The sequence below is a fragment of the Acinetobacter sp. AOR34_HL genome (assembly GCF_027854795.1).
GTDB classification, from domain to species: Bacteria; Pseudomonadota; Gammaproteobacteria; order Pseudomonadales; family Moraxellaceae; genus Acinetobacter; species Acinetobacter junii.
Window position 1 is genome coordinate 46,246 of the sequence record NZ_JAKTID010000009.1, and the last position, 21,266, is coordinate 67,511.

The following is a 21,266-nucleotide window of genomic DNA, read 5'->3' on the forward strand; positions in this document are numbered from 1 at the left end:
ATTCTCCTTATGCTTCTACCATCGGGATACGATCAACTGAACGTTCAGCTTCATTTAATGGACGGATCTGATCACGCACTTCAGTAAATTGAATATATGGATCAGCTTGCTCTTCAGCGCTTGCATTAATGTAAGTTTGGAAGCGTTTACGAATCTCAGGATTCTCTACCGCAGTACGCCATTCGTCTTGATAAGTTCCAATTACATGTGCCATGCGATTTTCAAGTTCTTCTGCAAGACCAAGCGAATCATCGACTATCACAGCTTTGAGATAATCTAAACCACCTTCCATGTTGTCACGCCATACACTCGTACGTTGTAAACGATCAGCTGTTTGGATATAGAACATAAAGAAGCGATCGATATAGCGAATCAAAGTTTCAGTATCTAGATCAGAAGCTAAAAGCTCTGCATGGCGTGGTTTCATTCCACCATTACCACACACATATAGGTTCCAACCTTTTTCTGTCGCAATTACACCAACATCTTTACCTTGTGCTTCAGCACACTCACGCGTACAACCCGACACAGCCATTTTTAGTTTGTGCGGTGAGCGTAAGCCTTTGTAGCGGTTTTCTAATTCAATCGCTAAACCAACAGAATCATCTACGCCATAACGGCACCACGTGCTACCTACGCATGATTTCACTGTACGTAATGATTTACCGTAAGCATGACCTGACTCGAAGCCTGCTGCATTCAACTCTTCCCAAATAAATGGTAGCTCGTGCAGTTGAGCACCAAATAAGTCAACACGCTGACCACCTGTAATTTTGGTATACAGGTTATATTTTTTAGCAATTTGACCTACAGCAATCAAACCATCTGGAGTAACTTCACCACCTGCCATACGCGGTACAACTGAGTATGAACCATCCTTTTGGATATTTCCTAAGTAGTAGTCATTACTGTCTTGTAGACCTGCGTGCGTTGGCTCCAATACAAAGTCATTCCAGCACGATGCCAAAATGTTTGCTGTCATTGGTTTACAGATATCACAACCTAAACCATGACCATGTTGTTGAATCAAATCATCAAATGTTTTGATTTCATTGACACGCACCAAGTGATAGATCTCTTGACGTGAGTATGGGAAGTGTTCGCATACATGGTTATTAACCGTTACACCTTGACGTTGTAACTCAGATTTTAAAACTTGAGTAACTAATGGCGCACAACCACCACATGCTGTTGCTGCTTTAGTACATTTCTTTAAAGCACCTAAAGAGGTGGAACCATCGCAAATGGCTTGGCAGATATCTGCTTTCGATACGTTGTTACATGAACAAATCGTTGCGCTGTCTGGAAGTAAATCAACACCACTACCACCCGCTTTCGCACCAGAATCAGCAAATCCTGGCATGATTAAGCTTTCAGGTGTTTCTGGCAATGCGATACCATTCAACATCATTTGTAAAAGATCGTTATATTCTTTAGCATCACCAACCAATACTGCGCCCAGTAATTTGGTTTTATCTGCATCTACGACGATTTTCTTATAAACCAAAGCATCTTCATCAGCATAGAAATAGCTAAGCGAATTCGGTGTCATGCCATGAGCATCACCAACCGATGCCACATCTACACCCATCAATTTCAACTTAGTGCTCATATCAGCACCAGCGAAACAATGTGTTTCTTCAGCTAAGATATGCTTGGCTGCAATACGCGCCATGTCATAGCCCGGCGCAACGAGACCATAGATTTTATTGTCCCAAAGCGCACATTCACCAATTGCGTAAATATTTTCATCAGAGGTTTGGCAGTAATCATTGATCTTGATACCACCACGCTCACCAAGCGCTAAACCACTTGAACGTGCTAACTCATCACGTGGACGAATCCCCGCAGAGAACAAAATTACATCCGTTTCAAGCTCACTACCATCAGCAAATTTCATTACATGCTTAGCATTATTGCCAGCTTCGATACATTGTGTCGCTTTTTGCGTGTGAACTTTTACACCTAAGTTTTCGATTTTACGGCGTAATACTTTACCGCCTAAATCATCAATTTGAACCGCCATCAAACGTGGTGCAAACTCAACTACATGTGTTTCAAGATTTAAATCACGTAAAGCTTTAGCCGCTTCCAAACCGAGTAGACCACCACCGATCACCACACCTGATGTCGCATTTAGGCTTGCAGCACGGATCGCATCTAAATCTTCAATGGTACGATATACAAAGCAATTTTCACGATCATTACCTGCAATTGGCGGAACGAAAGCATATGAACCAGTTGCCAGTACAAGTTTGTCGTAACTGATGACATCACCCATACTAGTAGTCACAGTTTGTTCTTTTGTATCAATTGCAATGGCTTTGGTATTTAGTCTTAAATCGATACCATGAGCATCGGCAAAATCGAAACGAGCAAGTGATAAATCTTTCGCTGTTTTACCTGAAAAATATTCAGTCAAATGTACGCGGTCATATGCAATACGTGGTTCTTCAGCAAGAATTGTTATCTCTAATTCATCATCAGCTTTCTCTAAGATGGCTTCGATGAATTTATGACCCACCATACCGTGACCAATCATCACTAATTTCATTGTGTTTCTCCTAAAATCTAATCTGAGATTAAGCTGCGCTGTTTTGTTCTGAGCCACGTTCTAAAATTGCTTGTTCAAATAAACGTTGTTCTTTTTCTTTATGCTCTACCGAAAATCGGATAAGCATGACCGAACTCGCAGCAATGACCACTAAGCCACCTAGAACCATTAAACAAGTTTGAATATCCAACATACCTTTCAGTAAGAAACCTGCCGCCACTGCACCAACGTTTCCACCTGCACCGATGATGCCTGCAACACCACCTAGCGCTTCACGATCAATAAATGGAACAAGCGCATAAGTCGCACCACATGCCATGTGTGTGAATAATGCAAATACCGTCATTACGAGAATAGCGAGTACAGGTCCATTCATTTGCGAGAACAACATTAAGAAAAGCCCTTCGCCAAGAATCAATCCAAACAGTACTTTAGTACGACCATCCAAGCCTTTTTTGAGTGCAACTTTGTCTGAAAGAATCCCACCCAATGCACGGGCAAATAATGCGAGCAAACCAAAGATACCTGCTGCTAAACCAGCCTCTTTTAATCCGAAACTAAAGTGTTCGACGTAGTACATCGCAATGATGTTATGGATAAAGATTTCGATACCGAAACAAGCTGCATATGAGAAGAAGAGAATCCATACGCGATAGTTACGAGCAGCATGCATTAAGATTGCTAGACCACCTTTTTTATCGCTACCAACAACCACACCTTGAGCACGTAACTCTTTGAAATCACCTTGAGGACAATCTTGAGTAAACTTCCAGTAAAGGAAACCTACGATCACCATCATGACACCTGGAACGATTAGTGCGAGTCTCCAACCAAATGCTTGCTCAACACCAAACATCACCAATGCAGATAGTAATAACGGCATGAGTGCTTGTGTTGCCCCACCACCAGCATTACCCCAACCAGCTGAGGCTGCGTTTGCAGTTCCCACGACATTTGGAGCAAACATGATGCTAGTGTGGTATTGCGTAATCACAAAACTCGCACCAATTGCACCAATTAATAAGCGAAAGAACAGAAATGATTCATAACTATTTGCAGAAGCGACACCAAAAACGGGGATACTGCCGATAATCAACAAAGCGGTATATGTTTTACGTGGTCCGTACTTGTCACATAAAGGACCAACGATCAAACGGACTAAGATGGTTATTGCGACTGCTGCGATATTGATATTTGCGATTTGATCTTTAGTCAGATGAAATTCACCTGCAATGACTGGCATTAAAGGTGCACATGCAAACCAAGCAAAGAAACAAACGAAGAAAGCAAGCCAACTCATGTGGAATGCCCGCATCGCTGGTGCAGAAAAGTTAAATAACTTTATTGATGTGGCTTTTTTTGCCGATAAATCTAAAGACATTGCCATCTCCCATACTGAACGTATATTGCTTTGTTGACACAGCACTCTGTGTGAACAAACAGATCAGATCGGACATCGTTGGCCGTCTTACAATTTTTTGGAAAGTCGTCTTTGACTCAATAAATATTTAGCAAATGCTATGCCAACTTTAATAAATCAAAGCAAAATATTATATTAATAATTGTTTTTTAATGATTTTTATGAATAAAAATAGCTTAAGCACTACATTTTACCCCTATACAAAATAGGGCTTTATGAGAATGACCTGTTTTAAAGCACAATTCTTTCTGCTTCAAAAGAACTCTTTTTACGCACCAAAACAATACATTTTATGGTTTTAAAACATAGTTCTAAATTTTCTTTGGTTCTGAAATCAATGAACGATACAATAAAGCGCATAATGTAGATGCTAAAGGAGCGATTGCACCGAATAAAAATAACTCCAATGGCACCAATTTTGCTTTTAAAACAACATTCATCGTGCATCGTCTTAAATGCACACACACTTATCGTTTGATCTTTATACTTATGCCGAAACTCAGAATCGCACTTATTGATGATGATCAAGCCCGAGCTGAATACATCAAAACTTGTTTAATTGAACATGATTTTGATGTTGTTGCTTGCTTTACTCTTGATCACCTGAATATTTTCAAATTGGAACATCTTCAAGCAGATGTCATTTTGCTCGATATGGATCATCCACATCGTGACGTTATTGAAAGCTGTGTAAGTAACTTTGACCTACCCACCGTACTCTTTACTAAAAACACTGACAAAGACACCATCAAACAAGCAATTGATGCAGGCATCACTGCCTATATTGTTGATGGTATCGATCCAAGTCGTTTACATACCATTCTGGATATTTCGATTGAGCAATATAAAAAGCATAAAAAACTTGAATGTGATCTAAAAGATGCAAAAACAAAACTCGCAGATCGAAAAGATATTGAAAAAGCGAAAGTTTTACTGATGCAACTTCACGGTCTCACTGAAGATACAGCATTCCAATTATTAAGAAAAAATGCGATGAGTCATCGTATGACCATCGGTGAAATGGCACGTCGTCTACTCGATGCACAAGAGCTTTTAAATAATCAACTAAAGGATGAATAAATGAGCAGTTTAGAAAAAACAGAATTGCAACTTGGTTATATTCCTTTACTTGATTGCGTAGCACTACTTTGGGCTAAACAACGCGGTTTTTTTGATGAAGAAGGATTAAATGTTCGCCTGATCAAAGAGGCTTCTTGGGCAAGTTTACGCGATCGACTGGCATTTGGTTTACTCGATGCTGCACATTGCTTATCTGCTATGTTACCTGCTGCTGCAATTGGCAATGATCAGATTGGTATTCCCTTACAAACACCATTGGTCTTAAGCGAGAGTCGTGCTTTTATTAGCCTGAGTCAGAAACTGTGTTATCAATTACAGATTCAAAAAGACGATACTGCGGAACAATCTGCTCAAAAGTTAGTAGATTATCTTAAACAAAATCATCCTGTTTCACTCGCGCATGTGTTTCAACATTCTATCCATCATTATTGTTTAAAAGAATGGCTTGCTTTGGCAGATAGGGAACTTGCAAAAAACATTCAAGTAAAAACCTTACCACCATCGTATATGGTAGAAGCACTAAGCACTCATTTAGTCGATGGTTTCTGTGTGGGTGAGCCTTGGAATACTCAAGCTGAACTAGCAGGATTAGGACAAATTGTATGTTCAAGTCAGCAAATTATCCCAAATGTCGCAGATAAAGTGCTTGCTGTGACACATGATTGGGCAGAACAGCATCCATATACATTAATCTCACTCACTCGAGCTTTAATCAAAGCACAGCAAGAGCTTAAATCGATTAAAGACTTTGCGCCAATTTGGGACCTTTTAGTCGAATTCGATATTATTCAGTTTGAATGTTCTGAAGAAGTGCATGTAGAAAAATACCATGCTATACAAAATATAGTTCGCCATCTGATTGAAAATGATGCACAACCCAAAGTGACTGACTTTGAATGGTTGTTTGAGCAAATGCAGCAATGGAATGCCTTAGAATCATCATCCGAAATATCTACTGAGCTCGCTCAAAATTGTCTACTGCCTCAGATTTATAAAACAGCATCAGTAAATTAAGGACAAAAAAAAGCTGTCTTCAATCGAAAGACAGCTTTGAAAGACCCATAAGAGATACTACGCCAATCGAAAGTTGTCTCTTAAGTACGAAGTATATTATCGAAGCAATAGATATCTTTTTCGGACATTTTCATGTCATTAACTGCCATAACAAATGTGAAAATTCATCATTTTTGCCAACTTACAATTTATACGAATCTGCATAATTGTTTAAGAGAAATACTATTTTCAAAGTGAACATTTTATAAGCTTTCATAATTTTCTAATATCAAAAAGCATTTTTCTCATACTCGATTGCAGTAGACAAAAGCACAATACAACTCCCTTTAAAACAATGCTTTAATCTTAAGACATGTTTAACTCTCGCCTCAATCATGTTTAAAAAACCAACACTTTCACTCACTTAAGTTATGATCAAAATAAGACTTTTAAGTGATTGACTCATCAGTTACACAAATCTCATGAACGATTCGGGTGAGTTCGGTTTAAAATGTTTTAAAAATAAATAAACCTATTTTTTGTCATATTTTAACATTGCGATTTCCTTGCAAAGTTTTCATTATATGCACCATGCTTGGCATGCAACTTTCTTCACTCAGTAAAAGAAATTATAAAAAAATTGCAGAATTTTGTGCCATAATAAGCAAACTTTGCAGACATCTTGCAAATTAAATTTGCAATTTTAAAATTGGAGCAGGCTAAATGAGCTCAACCATTTTGGTGATTCACGGACCGAATTTGAACTTGCTAGGTAAGCGAGAACCAGAAGTATATGGTTATCTCACGCTAGACGATATTAACCAACAATTAATTGCTCAAGCCAAAGATTCATCTCTTACATTAGAAACATTCCAAAGCAACTGGGAAGGTGCAATTGTTGATCGTATTCATCAAGCACAAACTGAAGGTGTAAAGTTTATCATCATTAACCCAGCTGCACTCACCCACACTTCTGTCGCTTTGCGAGATGCGTTACTGGGTGTTGCAATCCCTTTTGTTGAAGTTCATTTGTCCAATGTTCACGCTCGTGAAGCATTCAGACATCACTCTTTTCTATCCGATAAAGCCATTGGCGTAATTTGTGGCCTAGGTGCTAAGGGTTATTCCTTCGCACTCGATTACGCTATTGAAAAAATTCAATCTTCTAACTAATTTAGACATTGTAGGAACATGCACTCATGGATATCCGTAAAATCAAGAAACTCATCGATTTGATGATTGAATCTGACTTACAAGCCATTGAAGTTAAGGAAGGAGATCAATCTATTTCATTGACTCGCCCTACTCCAGTGTATGCTGCTGCACCTGTGGCGGCTGCGCCTACAACGGCAGCTCCAGCGGCTCCAGCAGCAAAAACTCCTCGTGGTGCTGTTGAAACATCACCAATGGTTGGTGTGTTCTATGCCGCTGCAAGCCCTGGTGAAGCACCATTTGTTAATGTCGGTCAAACCGTTTCTGCTGGTGAAACACTCGGAATCATAGAAGCAATGAAAATCATGAACCCGATCGAAGCAACCAAAAGCGGTGTGATTGAAGAAATTCTTGTAAAAAATGGTGAAGTCATCCAATTCGGCCAACCGCTTTTCCGCTACCGCGCTTAATAAGTTGGGGATTTCTATGTTGCAGAAAGTATTAATTGCAAACCGTGGTGAAATCGCCTTACGAATAACTCGGGCTTGTAAAACACTTGGTATTAAAACTGTCGGTATCTATTCAGACGCAGATAAAGATTTAATGCATTTACGCTTTGTCGATGAAGCGGTATGTATTGGACCAGGTACAAGTAGCGAAAGCTATCTGAATATTCCTGCAATTATTACTGCCGCAGAAATTACAGGTGCTGATGCGATTCACCCTGGTTATGGCTTCTTGTCAGAAAATGCTGAATTCGCAGAAATTGTTGAAAACTCAGGCTTCATTTTCATTGGTCCTCGACCTGAGCATATTCGTTTGATGGGGAATAAAGTCTCCGCGATTATTGCAATGAAAAAAGCTGGCGTACCTACTGTTCCTGGCTGTGATCACGCTGTTACCATTCACAATGCATTGGCTGAAGCACGCGAGATCGGTTTCCCATTGATCGTGAAAGCGGCAGCTGGCGGTGGTGGTCGTGGTATGCGTATTGTTGAACGTGTCGACACATTACTTGAGTCTGTTCAAGCCGCTCAACGTGATGCTGAGATGTGGTTTGGCGACGATACAGTTTATATGGAACGTTTCCTGCAAAAGCCTCGTCATGTTGAAGTACAAGTACTAGGTGATGGTAATGGTCATGCGATTCATCTATATGATCGTGACTGTTCATTGCAACGTCGCCATCAGAAGGTTCTAGAAGAAGCACCTGCTCCAAACTTACCTGAACAAGCGCGTGCAGATATTCTTGAAGCTTGTGTAAATGCTTGTAAGTTAATGCAATATCGTGGTGCTGGGACATTTGAGTTCTTGTTTGAAGATGGTGAGTTCTTCTTTATCGAGATGAATACACGCGTTCAAGTGGAACATCCTGTTACTGAAATGGTGACTGGAATTGATATCATTGAACAACAACTTCGAATTGCTGCAGGGCTTGGCCTAGATATTGAACAGCATGAAGTTGAAGTGAAAGGTCATGCGATCGAATGCCGTATCAATGCAGAGGATCCAACTACATTCCTACCATCACCTGGTAAAATTGAAAGTTTTTATGCACCAGGCGGCGCAGGAATTCGCTTAGACTCTCATATTTATCAGGGTTATAGCATTCCACCATACTATGACTCGATGATTGCAAAACTAATTTCATATGGCAAAGACCGTGAAACATCTTTAGCTCGTATGCGTCAAGCACTTGATGAAATGATTTTGACAGGCATCAAAACCAATATTCCATTACACAAAGATTTAATCTTAAAAGATAAAAACTTTTGTGAACAAGCAATGGATATTCACTATTTAGAAAAACATTTGTTAAAGCAGCTTGAACCGCAAGCTGAGAAAGCATAATAAAAAAGCCTCTTAAGAAATTAAGAGGCTTTTTTATATCAACTACAAATTATGGCAACACACGACGCAAGGTCGCAAAACACTTCTCACCTTTCTCATTAGCACAGAAATCAATCGTATGTTCGTTTGACCATTTCACGAAGTATTGAGAAACCTCACCTGTCTGATCCTGTTTTTGTCCTGAGCAATCAGTTTCGTTATTGTCATATTTAATTTGCAAAATTAAAGCAGGTAATCGTTCTTTGTGATCTTCTGAAGGTTGATAATCATATATGCCATATGACCACTCATTACCGCTTTTAATCACAACATCGCTCATTCCTCGAAAATTGTAGTATTCGGTACACTTCTTATTATTTGGAATTTCCATTCCCCACAACCCCATAATTTCAGGGCGTGAAGTTACACGGATCGCATTTGCCTTCGCTGCTTGTTGTACCGTTGTTGCTTTATCAGTTACGACTGTATCCGCCATAGTCCATGTCGAGCAAGCCCATAATAATCCAATAATATAAATATTTTTCATAGATTTAATAAAGTCGTCATCTTAACGTCGCATAGGCTTAACTTAGCATATTTTTATTTAAAATCACCCAATCATAACCATATAAACACAATATTTTTTATATGGATTTTATTTGATTGTTATCCGATTTATTTCGGGTATTCTAGATATTTAAAAAATAGATATTGTTTACTTTATAAAGAGTTAGCTTTAGGGATAAAAGCCATGAATTTTTCTGAATATGTACAATATGATGGTCTCGGACTAGCCGCATTAGTCAAAAATAAAGAGATCCATGCTTCTGAACTTTTGAAGATTGCATTAGAGCGTAATGAAAAGGTAAATCCTAAACTTAATGCCATTATCATTCCAATGTATGAACAAGCCAAACAACGCGCTCAGCAAGAGCGTCATGGGGCGTTTGCTGGTGTTCCCTTTTTAGTTAAAGACCTATTTCAAGAATACCAAGGTGTTCCAACGTCATATGGAAGCAATTCACTAAAGAAGTTCAACTATACGCCTGACTTTAATGCAGAAATTGTCAATCGTTGGGAAAATGCGGGGATTATCACTTTTGGTCGCACGAATACCCCAGAGTTCGGAATCAAAGGAATTACTGAACCTGAAGCTTGGGGTGCATGCCGAAATCCATGGAACTTAAAACATAATAGCGGCGGCTCATCGGGAGGGTCTGCTTCTGCTGTAGCAGCTGGAATCGTTCCTATTGCTGGTGCTGGTGATGGTGGTGGATCTATTCGCATTCCTGCATCCTATTGTGGACTATTTGGATTAAAACCGAGCCGAGGACGAACTCCTTGGGGACCTCAATACAGTGAAGCGATGCATGGTGCTGCAATGCAGCATGTTTTGTCTAAATCAGTCCGAGATAGCGCAGCAATGCTTGATGCTGTACATGGGCCAGAACAAAGCTCTCTGTTTAGGATTCAATCACCTGAACAAAAATATATAGATATTATTCAACAAGCTCCTAAGAAATTAAGAATTGCTTTTAATACCCAATCCCCAATCGGAACCAAGGTATCGAAAGATGCGATTCAAGCCGTCGAACATACAGCAAAACTATTAGAATCACTTGGGCATATTGTTGTTGAAGATCAACCACAAATTAATGGACTTGAACTCGCAAAAGATTTTATTACTACATGGTTCAGTCAATTCTCATACATGCAAGCACAGATCAAATTAATGTCAGACACGACCGATGATGATTTCGAACTTGATTCGGTGGCTTTAGCAGCGTTTGGAGCAAAAACGAGTGCAACCGAATATATTCATACTTTAAATAATTGGGGAAGCTACAGTACACAGATGAACTTGTTCTTTGAGCAATATGATCTGTATCTAACCCCCTCAACAGCATCTGTTGCTCCTAAAAATGGTGAAATTGTTACTCCTGCTTGGCAGAAGCCGATTTTAAAAGCTTTGCTCAAAGTCGGGAAAGCACATTACTTAGCTCAAGGAAAACTCGTCGATAAAATGGTTCAGGATAATTTGAGCTGGGTCCCATTTACTCAATTAGCAAATGTCACGGGCTTACCTGCTATGTCCGTACCGCTATATTGGAATAAAAATGGTTTGCCTTTAGGGAGTCAATTTATTGCGCCTTTCGGACGTGAAGATCAATTACTGCAACTTGCAGCACAATTAGAACAAGCACAACCTTGGATGCCTCAGTATCAAAATATTAAAATTTAAATTAACTTTTGGCTGCTGCTTCCACCCGATTCGGCAGCCAATAGATCAGCAATAATCCGAATAACACCACTACACTTGCATATAAAAAAATTGTTGCGCCAGTTAATTGTTGCCAATAATGCCCTGCCAGTAAACTTCCTGAAGCTACTCCAAGTCCCCACATCGTACTGTATAGTGCCTGCCCGCGACCTTGTTGCTCAGGTGAAAAGTTTTGGAAAATCACTTTCATAGCAATTAAATGGAATAAACCAAAACTAAATGCATGAAGACATTGAGCTAGAAACTGCCCGAAATAATTGGTTGTGAGAATTCCAACCAAAAACCAGCGCAAACTAGTCAAAATTAGACACAGTGCCACTAATGAACGCCATGAAAACCGTGTGAAAAACAACTTTTGCGCTACGGCAAACATCACAATCTCAGCGATCACACCTGCTGCCCATAAACTGCCAATTTGAGTCGTGCTAAATCCTATTTCCTTTAAAAAATTACTGTAAAAGCTATAAAAAGGTGCTTGAGAAAACAGTAATATAAACTCAATCGTAAAAAATGCTGCAACAGTCGGCTTTTTTAATACAGGAATGAGTGACTCTAATTTCTTTTGTGAGCTCGGCGCATGTATAGGCTCTTTAATACTAAAAGACCATAAAAATGCAAGAAATGAAACAGCTAAAAGTAAAATCGGCAACATAGAAATTGGAATAATTTCCAACAACGCACCAATCACAAAAACACCTACAATAAAACCGACAGAGCCCCACTTCCTTACTTTTCCATATAGTTCCGCTCTTTTTTCACCCAACCAAAATAAAGTGACACCTTCAAATTGAGCCAAGATCGCATTTTGAAAAAAACTAAAGATCAACATCAGCAAAGCAACGGATTGAAAACTGTTTGGAATCACAAAAATTGCAAACCAAATACAAGCTTCCATCCAAGTTGCAATGCGAACCAATAGCATTCGCTTACCAGACTTATCAGCGATCCATCCCCAAATTAATGGCGCAAAAAAACGCGTAATAATTGCGATAGAAGACAAAATCCCAATTTCTTGATAATTAAAGCCTTGGTCTTGTAAATACAAGTTCCAATACGGCATGAATGTTCCAACTATCGAATAGTAAAACAGATAGAAACCACCCAGTCGGGTTTGAATGTTTAAAGACTGGAACAATGCAAATGCCTTTTGCTATTTGAAGATTGAAATGAACAACTAGCATGTTCATTTTATAAGGCTCAAATTTTAACGTATTTCTGCTCAATAGATATAACAACTCCAACTGAAAAATAGACAAATAAAAAAGGACCGAAAATTCATTCAGTCCTTTTAGATGCATTATGAAATGTGCTATTTAAACATCTGGATTCAAAACCACGTTTGGTTCAGCATTGCGCAATTTACGCAACTTCACTGCATACGCAAGCATTAGACATAAAATCCATGCAGGTATCATCATCACTGCGATACGCATATCTGCTGTCAGTGACATGACCACCAAGATACCCAACATAAATACGATGCACAAATAGTTACTGAATGGATATGCAATACTTGGGAATTTAGTTGTTTCACCTTGCGCCAGCATAACTTTACGGAATTTTAAATGTGTCCATGAAATAACAATCCAGTTAATCAAAATCGCGGCAACCACAAGCATCATCAATAAACCAAATGCTTTTTCAGGGAAAATATAATTCAAGATCACGCATAATACTGTTACGAATGCTGAAACCAATACGGCATTTGTTGGAATACCATTTTTATTAATTTTCTTTAAGAACTTCGGTGCATTACCTTGCTGAGCTAAACCCAATAACATACGGCTGCTGCAATAGCTTGTACCGTTATAAACAGACACTGCTGCAGTCAAAATAACGAAATTGAGCATCGTAGCTACGCCTTGACTATCCAATGACGCGAATACCATGACGAATGGGCTACCGCCTTCTGCCATTTGGTTCCAAGGGAATAATGCAAAAAGTACAAAAAGCGTCGCAATATAGAAAATCAGAATTCGATAGATAATTTGATTCACTGCTTTTGGCAATGTTTTATCTGGATCACGAGCTTCAGCAGCTGTAATACCAAACAATTCAATTCCACCGAATGCGAAGATAATCACAGCCATTGCCATTACTAAACCTTCAACGCCAAATGGGAAAAATCCACCCAAAGCCCAAAGGTTACTAATGCTAGCTTGAGGTCCTGCTGTACCTGTGGCTAATAAATAAGATCCAAAGCCAATCATTGCTAAAATAGCTAAAATTTTGACGATAGAGAACCAGAACTCCATTTCACCAAAAAGCTTAACATGCAATAAATTGATACCGTTAATTAAAAGGAAAAACACCAGTGCGGATGCCCATGTCGGAATTTCTGGCCACCAATATTGGATATAAAGTCCAATCGCACTTAATTCAGCCATACAAACTAAAATATTGAGTACCCAATAGTTCCATCCTGACATAAAGCCAGCAAATGACCCCCAGTACTTATAAGCAAAATGACTGAATGAACCACTTACAGGTTCTTGTACAACCATTTCACCTAATTGTCGCATCATCAAAAAAGCGATAAATCCAGCAATTGCATACCCCAGGATGACTGATGGTCCTGCTAGCTTGATTGATTGTGAGATCCCAAGAAACAATCCTGTACCAATTGCACCACCAAGTGCAATAAGTTGGATATGCCGATTGCTTAAACCGTGTTTCAGGTTTCCTTGCTCAAGTTTTGACATATGATTATTCTCATCCTTGTCACGTAATTTTCTTGTATTAAATTACGTATACCATAAATTAATCACTATTGCCTATATGAAATCGAAAATTATTTAATCCACTTTTCTCGTAAGTGCGCATCTAAACAGAAAATCAAAGAAATAACAATAATTATGTTATATGTAATTTAATTATGTATTGCGTAATTATATTTTTTGAGTATGATGGAAGATATTCAGCAAACTTTAGTGGTTTGATTAAGACTCAAAATTCATTAAAAACACTTCTATACCTATGTTTTTAATAATATTAATCAAACTCAAATGCATTTTTTAGCTACGACATAGCAAAATTAAAGACAAGGAAAGTAGATGATGGCTCAAAAACTTACTTCATTTATTGAAATTGACCCTCAATCAGATTTCACAATTCATAATTTACCTTACGGTATTTTTAGTAAAACACCTGAGGGTGAAAAGCATGTCGGTGTAGCAATCGGTGATTGGGTACTTGATTTGGCAGAGCTTGCTGAACAAGGGCTATTAGAAATTAATGGAAAAGAAAATTATTTTAATCAACCAACTTTGAATAAGTTTATCGAATCAGGTAAAAGTTCGTGGCAATCCGTACGTAAAGCTTTACAAGCTCTTTTATCTGCTGAGAATCCATTATTACGAGATAATGCTGAACTTAAAGAACGTGTCTTAATCAAACAAGACAACGTTATTTTACATTTACCTATTCATGTACCAGGTTATACAGATTTCTACTCATCTAAAGAACATGCAACCAATGTAGGTACCATGTTCCGTGATCCTAAAAATGCACTACTACCTAATTGGAGCGAACTTCCAGTCGGTTACAATGGCCGTGCAAGCTCAGTGATTGTGAGTGGTACGGATATCGTTCGCCCTTCAGGACAAATCAAGTTACCTAATGACGAACGCCCTATTTTTTCTGCGACTCGTAAACTTGATTTCGAATTAGAAACGGCATTTATCGTCGGAAAACCTACACAGCTCGGTCAACCTATTGCAATTGAAAATGCTTGGGATCATATCTTTGGTATGGTTTTACTCAACGACTGGTCTGCACGAGATATCCAACAATGGGAATATGTACCATTAGGACCTTTTAATGCAAAGACCTTTGCAAGTGCGATTTCACCATGGGTTGTGACGATGGAAGCTCTTGAACCGTTTAAAGTCAAAGGACCTGTTCAAGAGCCAAAACCGCTTTGCTATTTACAAGAGAATGTTGCAAATAGTTTTGACATCAAACTCAGTGTAGAAGTTCAAAGTCCCCGCTCAAAAGAAACAGATCTCATCTGTGAGACTAACTTTAAATACATGTATTGGTCGATGGCTCAACAACTGACACATCACACCATTGCAGGGTGTAATGTTCAAGTTGGTGATTTGATGGGTTCTGGCACAATCTCTGGCCCGACTGAAAATTCATATGGCAGTTTGCTCGAATTGACATGGAATACAACTAAGCCTCTGACGCTTTCAAACGGAGAAAAACGCGGATTCCTTGAAGACGGCGATCGCGTCATCATGAAAGGTTACTGTGAGAAAGACGGCATTCGCGTTGGTTTCGGTCAAGTTGAAAATACAATATTAGCCGCACATACATTTGCGTTCGCTGAGCATGAGGCTGAACAGTATGAAACTGTATAGTTATTTTCGTAGTTCAGCAGCATTCAGAGTTCGTATTGCGTTGAACCTAAAAGGTTTGAGCTACGAGACTGAAGCGATTCATTTAGTTAAAAATGAACAACGTAGTGCTGAATATCAAGCTTTAAATCCAAGCTGTCTTGTACCCACACTCATAGACGAATACCAAGCTTTTTTACAATCTTTGAGTATTTTGGAATATTTGGAAGAGCGCTATCCAGATACTAGCTTACTTCCAAAAAACATAATTGAACGCGCAAAAGTTCGTGCTTTTTCACAAGCCATTGCATCGGATATTCACCCGTTAAATAACTTAAGGGTTTTGAAATATTTACAAAATGAGCTTGATTTAAACGATGAACAAAAAAGTCATTGGTATAAGCACTGGATTCTAGAAGGCTTCCATAGTCTCGAAGCACAGTTGCAAGCTTCCAATGGAAAGTTCTGCTTTGGCGAGCGTCCTAGCTTTGCAGATTGCTGCTTAATACCACAAGTTTACAATGCCAAGCGCTTTAAAGTTGATCTTACGGCATTTCCAAAAATCGAATCAATTTATCAATATTGCCTGACACTACCAGCTTTTCTTCATGCTGCGCCAGAACAACAAGCAGATTGGGAATAAGGATAAAAGGAGTTTAATGATGACATTCCAAATTAAAAAAATTCATCACGTTGCTTATCGTTGTAAAGACGCAAAAGAAACCGTGGATTGGTATAAACAGATGCTCAATATGGACTTCATCCTAGCATTCGCAGAAGACCACGTCCCTTCGACTAAAGCTTTTGATCCTTATATGCATTTATTTTTGGATGCAGGACAAGGCAATGTATTAGCATTTTTTGAATTGCCTACTCAACCTGAAATGGGACGTGATGAAAACACGCCACAATGGGTTCAACATATCGCATTCGAAGTTGAAGACCAAGCAACTTTATTACGTGCTAAAGAACATTTAGAAGCAAATGGTGTCAAAGTTTTAGGTGTAACGAATCATGGTATTTTCCATTCAATTTATTTCTTTGATCCAAACGGACACCGTTTAGAGTTAACCTATAACGATGTACATGCGGATGCAAAAATTGCCCGTATCACAGAAGAAATGAAAGTCGAGATGCTTGAGGAATGGAGTCGTACCAAACGTGCGCCACTCCACACACATTTCTTACATGAGGAAGAATTAGGTGCATAAAGAAATTTGATAGGTATATTCTGATCAAACTCTGAATGACTTAATAGACATCTAATCGGTATTGAGAGAAGTGCTCAATGCCGATTTTTAATGCAAAAAATGAGTAAACTTAATTCATTTAATGTCATGCTATCATCTTGAAAATCAAATATGATCTACGCTCAAACCACTGTATGCTTATACAATTCTTTAATTTGAGTCATTTAAAAAGATGATTTCAATTTTGCATCATGCTCAGGCATTATTTAATCGAAATTCTGATGTATTTATACAAATTTGACCATTACTGCTAGATAAAATTTAAATGAAGGGTTATTGAATGATTGAAGAAAAATTATCTGGTGGGGTTCAATCGCTTGAAGTCGGTTTATCCGTATTAAACGCGCTGTTAGAACATAATAAACCGATTATTTTAAAGGATTTATCAACTAAGCTTGATATGCATCCTGCTAAAGTTCACCGCTATTTAGTAAGCTTAATTCGTATGAATTATGCGAAACAGCTTGAAGATGGTCAATACGCTCTAGGCGATCAAGCATGGCGTTTAGGTTTGAGTTGCATTCAACATACTGATGTTTTGCAATTAGTTCAGCACTTGATCTATAACCTTCAAAGTAAAATTGGTTGTGGTATCCAAATCAGTAAATGGTCGCCTCAAGGGCCACTGGTTGTACAGTCAATTGAATCTAACCATCCCATTTCAATCGTAACCAAAGTCGGTTCAATCATGCCATTAGTCAATTCGGCAGCGGGTCGAGTTTTTGCTTCTTATTTACCTGAAGCTGTGGTGAAACCATTAATGGATGCAGAATGGACTAAAGCTGCACTCAACCACTATGCAATCAAACCACAAACATGGGATGATTTTTTAGTTTTGAAAGACAAGATTTTGCATCATGGAATGGCGATCGCTCAAGGAGATCTACTTGTTGGGATCAATGCCGTTGGCTTACCTATTTTCAATGCTCAACGAGCGATGGAATTTTGTATTGTGGCACTAGACAGTGAAATGTTTCTACCGCTACACGAAGGCAGTGAAAAACTTGAACTGTTTAAGAATGAAGTCGCAGCAATTAATCAATTCATTCAAACTAGATAGTAAAAAAAAGCCAAGAATTTGATTCTTGGCTTTTTTGTTCATAGCAGCAAATTACTTCGCTTCTAATACACCACGGCGAATTTGATCACGTTCAATCGATTCAAATAAAGCCTTGAAGTTACCCTCACCAAAGCCATCATCATCTTTACGTTGAATAAATTCAAAGAATACTGGCCCAAGCATATTTTGCGAGAAAATCTGAAGAAGTAGTTTCTTCTGACCGTCTTTGGTATTGCCATCGAGCAAAATACCACGCTTTTTCAACTCTTCAGTTGGCTCACCATGCTCTGGTAAACGCTCTTTCAACATCTCGTAATACGTTTCAGGTGGAGGAGTCATGAACTCAAGACCAAGCCCTTTCAACTTATCCCACGTAGAAAGTAAATCATCTGTAATAAATGCGATGTGTTGAATGCCTTCACCATTAAAATCTGCGAGGAATTCAGCGATTTGACCATTTCCTTTATCTGAATCTTCATTTAAAGGGATACGAATCATACCATCTGGTGCTGTCAATGCTTTAGAAGTAAGACCTGTGTATTCGCCTTTAATATCGAAATAACGAATCTCTTGGAAGTTGAAAATCTTTTCATAGAAATTCGCCCAATACTCCATACGTCCTTTATAAACATTATGAGTTAAATGGTCGATTTCATTTAGACCCGCACCCTTTGGATTTTTCTCAACATCATCAAAGAATACAAAATCGTTTTCGTAAATATCACGATCTACAAGGAAGATTGGCATACCACCAATTCCTTTAATCGCAGGAATATTGAGTTCCATTGGACCAGCTTGTGAATACATCGGTTCTGCACCAAGTTCGATTTCTTTCTTGAAAGCTTTCGCTGCATCACGTGTTCTGAAACCCATCGCACATGCTGATGGTCCATGCTCTTTATAAAAGAATGAAGCATAAGATTCAGGCTGATAATTCAAAATAATATTGATATTACCTTGGCGCCATAAATAAACTTTTTTAGATTTATGCTTTGCGACTTTGGAAAAGCCTATTGTTTCAAAGATTTGATCTAATCCATTTTCCGTCGAAACAAACTCAATAAAAGCAAATCCACATAGCTCTAATGGGTTATCTAAAATGTCCATCTAGTTTCCCTTATTTAGATAAATTCATCCGTTTTTAATACTGTACAACATGTTTTGTTAATTTTCGGTTGCAATAACTACCTTTAACAAATCATGTGAACTATCGATCAAAGAGTTGGATAGATAGAATTCTTTTCAATCATCCATGTTCTTTTCACGGTCCTAAAACTAGCCAGAACAACACAAAATTGTTTTGGTTTTCTACGATGAATTAATGCTACAAGAAAGCTAAAATTTATGCAATACATAATTAAATTATGTTATGTGTAATTTAATTGCTTTTTTCAGTACTAATAAATGATTCAAAATCATTTCGATTTTCTTAAAATGCTACGAACTGGTGATATTTTTTCACATCAAAACCTCGCTAAAAAGTTTCAAAGCGTAAAAATTGATGGAATATTAAAATATTCTAGAGAACAATTCTCATATCTAACAATTCATTACTTGAGGTCATAATCAGTTCTTGGCATGGTGCTATTATCAAAAATGATTAAAAGGTATGATTGTTTATGGCTAGCCCAGCCCAAGCGATAAGACATAAATTACTCAATACATTCTTCTCTAGACATTCGATTTGGTTTCTTTGCATATTTATTGCACTTAGCATTACGTGGTTTAAAACAATCTACACGCCACATAGTATTTATTACTTCATTTCTGACACTTTATTAAATGGCTTATGGTTGGTTACGAGCCTGTTAAGTATGGTTGGATTGTATGATTTACTTCAAAAAAAACATGCAATTTTAAGAAACTACCCAATCATTGGTCATTTTCGTTTCTTTTTCGAAGATGTCCGTCCTGAAGTTCGCCAATACTTTATAGAAGCGGATCAGGATGCCTTACCTTTTTCTCGTATGCAGCGAAGTTTGGTTTATCAACGTGCAAAAAATGAAAATGCTGATAAGCCCTTTGGTTCAATTATCGATGTATATCAGCCAAACTATAGATTTATTGTGCATTCGATTGCGCCGTGCCCACCTACAAATACAGAAACATTTCGTGTACTGATTGGAAATAACCAATGTAAACAGCCATATAGTGCTTCCATCATGAATATTTCCGCTATGAGTTTTGGTAGCTTAAGCGCAAATGCGATTAGAGCCTTAAACAAAGGTGCCAAATTGGGTAACTTTTATCATGATACAGGTGAAGGCAGTCTCAGCCCTTATCATCTAGAACATGGTGGTGATATCGTTTGGCAAATTGCTAGTGGTTATTTCGGTTGTAGAACAGCGGAAGGACTTTTCGATCCTGAAAAATTTGCTCAACAAGCTAAAAATCCTAAAATCAAAATGATCGAGTTGAAACTATCTCAAGGTGCTAAGCCTGGGCATGGTGGCATATTACCCAAGCATAAAATCACAGAAGAAATTGCACAAATACGTGGAGTTTCAAGAGAACATGATTGTATCTCGCCTGCAAAGCATCCTAGTTTTAATACGCCTATTGAGATGATGCATTTCATACAAAAGTTAAGAGATTTATCAGGTGGTAAACCTGTCGGTTTTAAACTTTGTATCGGTCAACCATGGCAGTTCATGGGTATTGTTAAGGCCATGTTGGAAACTAAAATTGTTCCTGATTTTATAGTAGTTGATGGTTCAGAAGGCGGAACAGGTGCAGCACCGATTGAATTTAGTGATTATATTGGCACCCCCTTAAGAGAAGGATTGCGATTTGTTCATAATACCCTTGTAGGCGCAGGTCTACGCAGCCAAGTTAAAGTTGGTGCCAGTGGAAAAATCATTAGTGCTTTTGACATTGCAAGTACATTTGCTTTAGGTGCAGACTGGGTCAATTCTGCACGCGGTTTTATGTTCGCTGTTGGTTGTATTCAAGCTCAAAGTTGCCATACCAACCAATGTCCAGTCGGAGTTGCAACGCAAGATAAAGATCGCCAGAAGGCAATTGATGTTCCAAGTAAAGCTGAACGAGTGTTTAACTTCCACAAAAATACATTGCATGCATTATCAGAAATGATCGCTGCGGCAGGACTCAAACATCCATCAGATATCAAAGCACATCATCTCGCTCAGCGTATGAATGATCGTGAAATCAAAAATTATGCCCAGATTCATTTCTTCTTAAAAGAAAATGAATTACTACAAGCTGATTTAAACGATGATGAGAATTTCTATTATCGTATGTGGAAATTGGCTAATGCAAAAAGTTTCTAACGAAATTGAGCCACTC

Annotated in this window: 18 protein-coding genes; 11 read left to right on the plus strand and 7 right to left on the minus strand. The window is 38.3% G+C overall.

Going from position 1 to position 21,266, the window contains the following annotated elements; genetic code table 11:
* Positions 1 to 7: 7 nt before the first annotated feature.
* From nirB to MKL32_RS01320, 3 genes are all read right to left on the minus strand, one after another.
* Positions 8 to 2,554 carry a nitrite reductase large subunit NirB gene (gene nirB / locus MKL32_RS01310; RefSeq protein WP_004954617.1) on the minus strand — a complete coding sequence of 849 codons (2,547 nt, stop codon included), beginning with the start codon at positions 2,552 to 2,554 and terminating at the stop codon, positions 8 to 10.
* A gap of 28 nt (positions 2,555 to 2,582) precedes the next feature.
* Positions 2,583 to 3,935, minus strand: coding sequence for an MFS transporter (locus tag MKL32_RS01315; protein WP_004915549.1), 1,353 nt, complete (start codon positions 3,933 to 3,935; stop codon positions 2,583 to 2,585).
* A 350-nt stretch (positions 3,936 to 4,285) separates the two neighbouring features.
* Positions 4,286 to 4,414 (minus strand): hypothetical protein, encoded by a 129-nt coding sequence (locus tag MKL32_RS01320; RefSeq protein WP_017397303.1) that lies wholly within the window; start codon positions 4,412 to 4,414, stop codon positions 4,286 to 4,288.
* A gap of 49 nt (positions 4,415 to 4,463) precedes the next feature.
* Here MKL32_RS01320 and MKL32_RS01325 point away from each other — a divergent pair, with 49 nt between their 5' ends.
* The 5 genes from MKL32_RS01325 to accC all read left to right on the plus strand — a co-directional run bounded on the left by MKL32_RS01325 (position 4,464) and on the right by accC (position 9,050).
* Positions 4,464 to 5,054, plus strand: coding sequence for an ANTAR domain-containing response regulator (locus tag MKL32_RS01325; RefSeq protein WP_004915545.1), 591 nt, complete (start codon positions 4,464 to 4,466; stop codon positions 5,052 to 5,054).
* Complete coding sequence (locus MKL32_RS01330; RefSeq protein WP_126131971.1) at positions 5,055 to 6,068, plus strand: ABC transporter substrate-binding protein; 1,014 nt, start codon at positions 5,055 to 5,057, stop codon at positions 6,066 to 6,068. It begins immediately after the preceding gene.
* Positions 6,069 to 6,770: 702 nt separating this feature from the next.
* Positions 6,771 to 7,220, plus strand: a complete 450-nt coding sequence (gene aroQ / locus MKL32_RS01335; protein ID WP_004954622.1) for a type II 3-dehydroquinate dehydratase — start codon at positions 6,771 to 6,773, stop codon at positions 7,218 to 7,220.
* Between the two features lie 26 nt (positions 7,221 to 7,246).
* Positions 7,247 to 7,669, plus strand: coding sequence for an acetyl-CoA carboxylase biotin carboxyl carrier protein (accB, locus tag MKL32_RS01340; RefSeq protein ID WP_004915532.1), 423 nt, complete (start codon positions 7,247 to 7,249; stop codon positions 7,667 to 7,669).
* A 16-nt stretch (positions 7,670 to 7,685) separates the two neighbouring features.
* Positions 7,686 to 9,050 carry an acetyl-CoA carboxylase biotin carboxylase subunit gene (gene accC / locus MKL32_RS01345; RefSeq protein ID WP_004915529.1) on the plus strand — a complete coding sequence of 455 codons (1,365 nt, stop codon included), beginning with the start codon at positions 7,686 to 7,688 and terminating at the stop codon, positions 9,048 to 9,050.
* Positions 9,051 to 9,099: 49 nt separating this feature from the next.
* Here the strand turns inward: accC and MKL32_RS01350 are convergent, their stop codons facing one another.
* Positions 9,100 to 9,576, minus strand: a complete 477-nt coding sequence (locus MKL32_RS01350) for a hypothetical protein (protein ID WP_126131972.1) — start codon at positions 9,574 to 9,576, stop codon at positions 9,100 to 9,102.
* 204 nt (positions 9,577 to 9,780) lie between these two features.
* Between MKL32_RS01350 and MKL32_RS01355 the strand changes: the two genes are divergently transcribed.
* Complete coding sequence (locus tag MKL32_RS01355) at positions 9,781 to 11,271, plus strand: amidase (RefSeq protein WP_112987233.1); 1,491 nt, start codon at positions 9,781 to 9,783, stop codon at positions 11,269 to 11,271.
* Between the two features lies 1 nt (position 11,272).
* Here MKL32_RS01355 and MKL32_RS01360 read toward each other — a convergent pair whose 3' ends face one another.
* Together MKL32_RS01360 and MKL32_RS01365 are read right to left on the minus strand one after the other, a co-directional pair.
* Positions 11,273 to 12,445, minus strand: a complete 1,173-nt coding sequence (locus tag MKL32_RS01360; RefSeq protein ID WP_087539243.1) for an MFS transporter — start codon at positions 12,443 to 12,445, stop codon at positions 11,273 to 11,275.
* Positions 12,446 to 12,623: 178 nt separating this feature from the next.
* Positions 12,624 to 14,012, minus strand: a complete 1,389-nt coding sequence (locus MKL32_RS01365; RefSeq protein WP_270900089.1) for an amino acid permease — start codon at positions 14,010 to 14,012, stop codon at positions 12,624 to 12,626.
* Between the two features lie 354 nt (positions 14,013 to 14,366).
* On the opposite strand from MKL32_RS01365, the gene fahA reads away from it, so the two are divergent.
* The 4 genes from fahA to MKL32_RS01385 all read left to right on the plus strand — a co-directional run bounded on the left by fahA (position 14,367) and on the right by MKL32_RS01385 (position 17,960).
* On the plus strand, positions 14,367 to 15,674 hold the full coding sequence (fahA, locus tag MKL32_RS01370) for a fumarylacetoacetase (RefSeq protein ID WP_112987241.1): 1,308 nt from the start codon (positions 14,367 to 14,369) through the stop codon (positions 15,672 to 15,674).
* Entirely contained in the window at positions 15,661 to 16,293 is a 633-nt protein-coding gene (gene maiA, locus MKL32_RS01375; RefSeq protein ID WP_126131973.1) for a maleylacetoacetate isomerase, read from the plus strand. Before fahA ends, maiA begins: the two co-directional genes overlap by 14 nt.
* Before the next feature lie 19 nt (positions 16,294 to 16,312).
* Positions 16,313 to 16,861: a VOC family protein gene (locus MKL32_RS01380; RefSeq protein WP_112987236.1), complete on the plus strand. Its 549-nt coding sequence runs from the start codon at positions 16,313 to 16,315 to the stop codon at positions 16,859 to 16,861.
* A 319-nt stretch (positions 16,862 to 17,180) separates the two neighbouring features.
* Positions 17,181 to 17,960 (plus strand): IclR family transcriptional regulator, encoded by a 780-nt coding sequence (locus tag MKL32_RS01385; RefSeq protein WP_004954644.1) that lies wholly within the window; start codon positions 17,181 to 17,183, stop codon positions 17,958 to 17,960.
* A gap of 51 nt (positions 17,961 to 18,011) precedes the next feature.
* Here MKL32_RS01385 and hppD read toward each other — a convergent pair whose 3' ends face one another.
* Positions 18,012 to 19,067: a 4-hydroxyphenylpyruvate dioxygenase gene (hppD, locus tag MKL32_RS01390; RefSeq protein WP_270900090.1), complete on the minus strand. Its 1,056-nt coding sequence runs from the start codon at positions 19,065 to 19,067 to the stop codon at positions 18,012 to 18,014.
* A gap of 512 nt (positions 19,068 to 19,579) precedes the next feature.
* Here hppD and MKL32_RS01395 point away from each other — a divergent pair.
* Positions 19,580 to 21,250 carry an FMN-binding glutamate synthase family protein gene (locus MKL32_RS01395; protein WP_270900091.1) on the plus strand — a complete coding sequence of 557 codons (1,671 nt, stop codon included), beginning with the start codon at positions 19,580 to 19,582 and terminating at the stop codon, positions 21,248 to 21,250.
* The last annotated feature ends 16 nt before the right edge of the window (positions 21,251 to 21,266 follow it).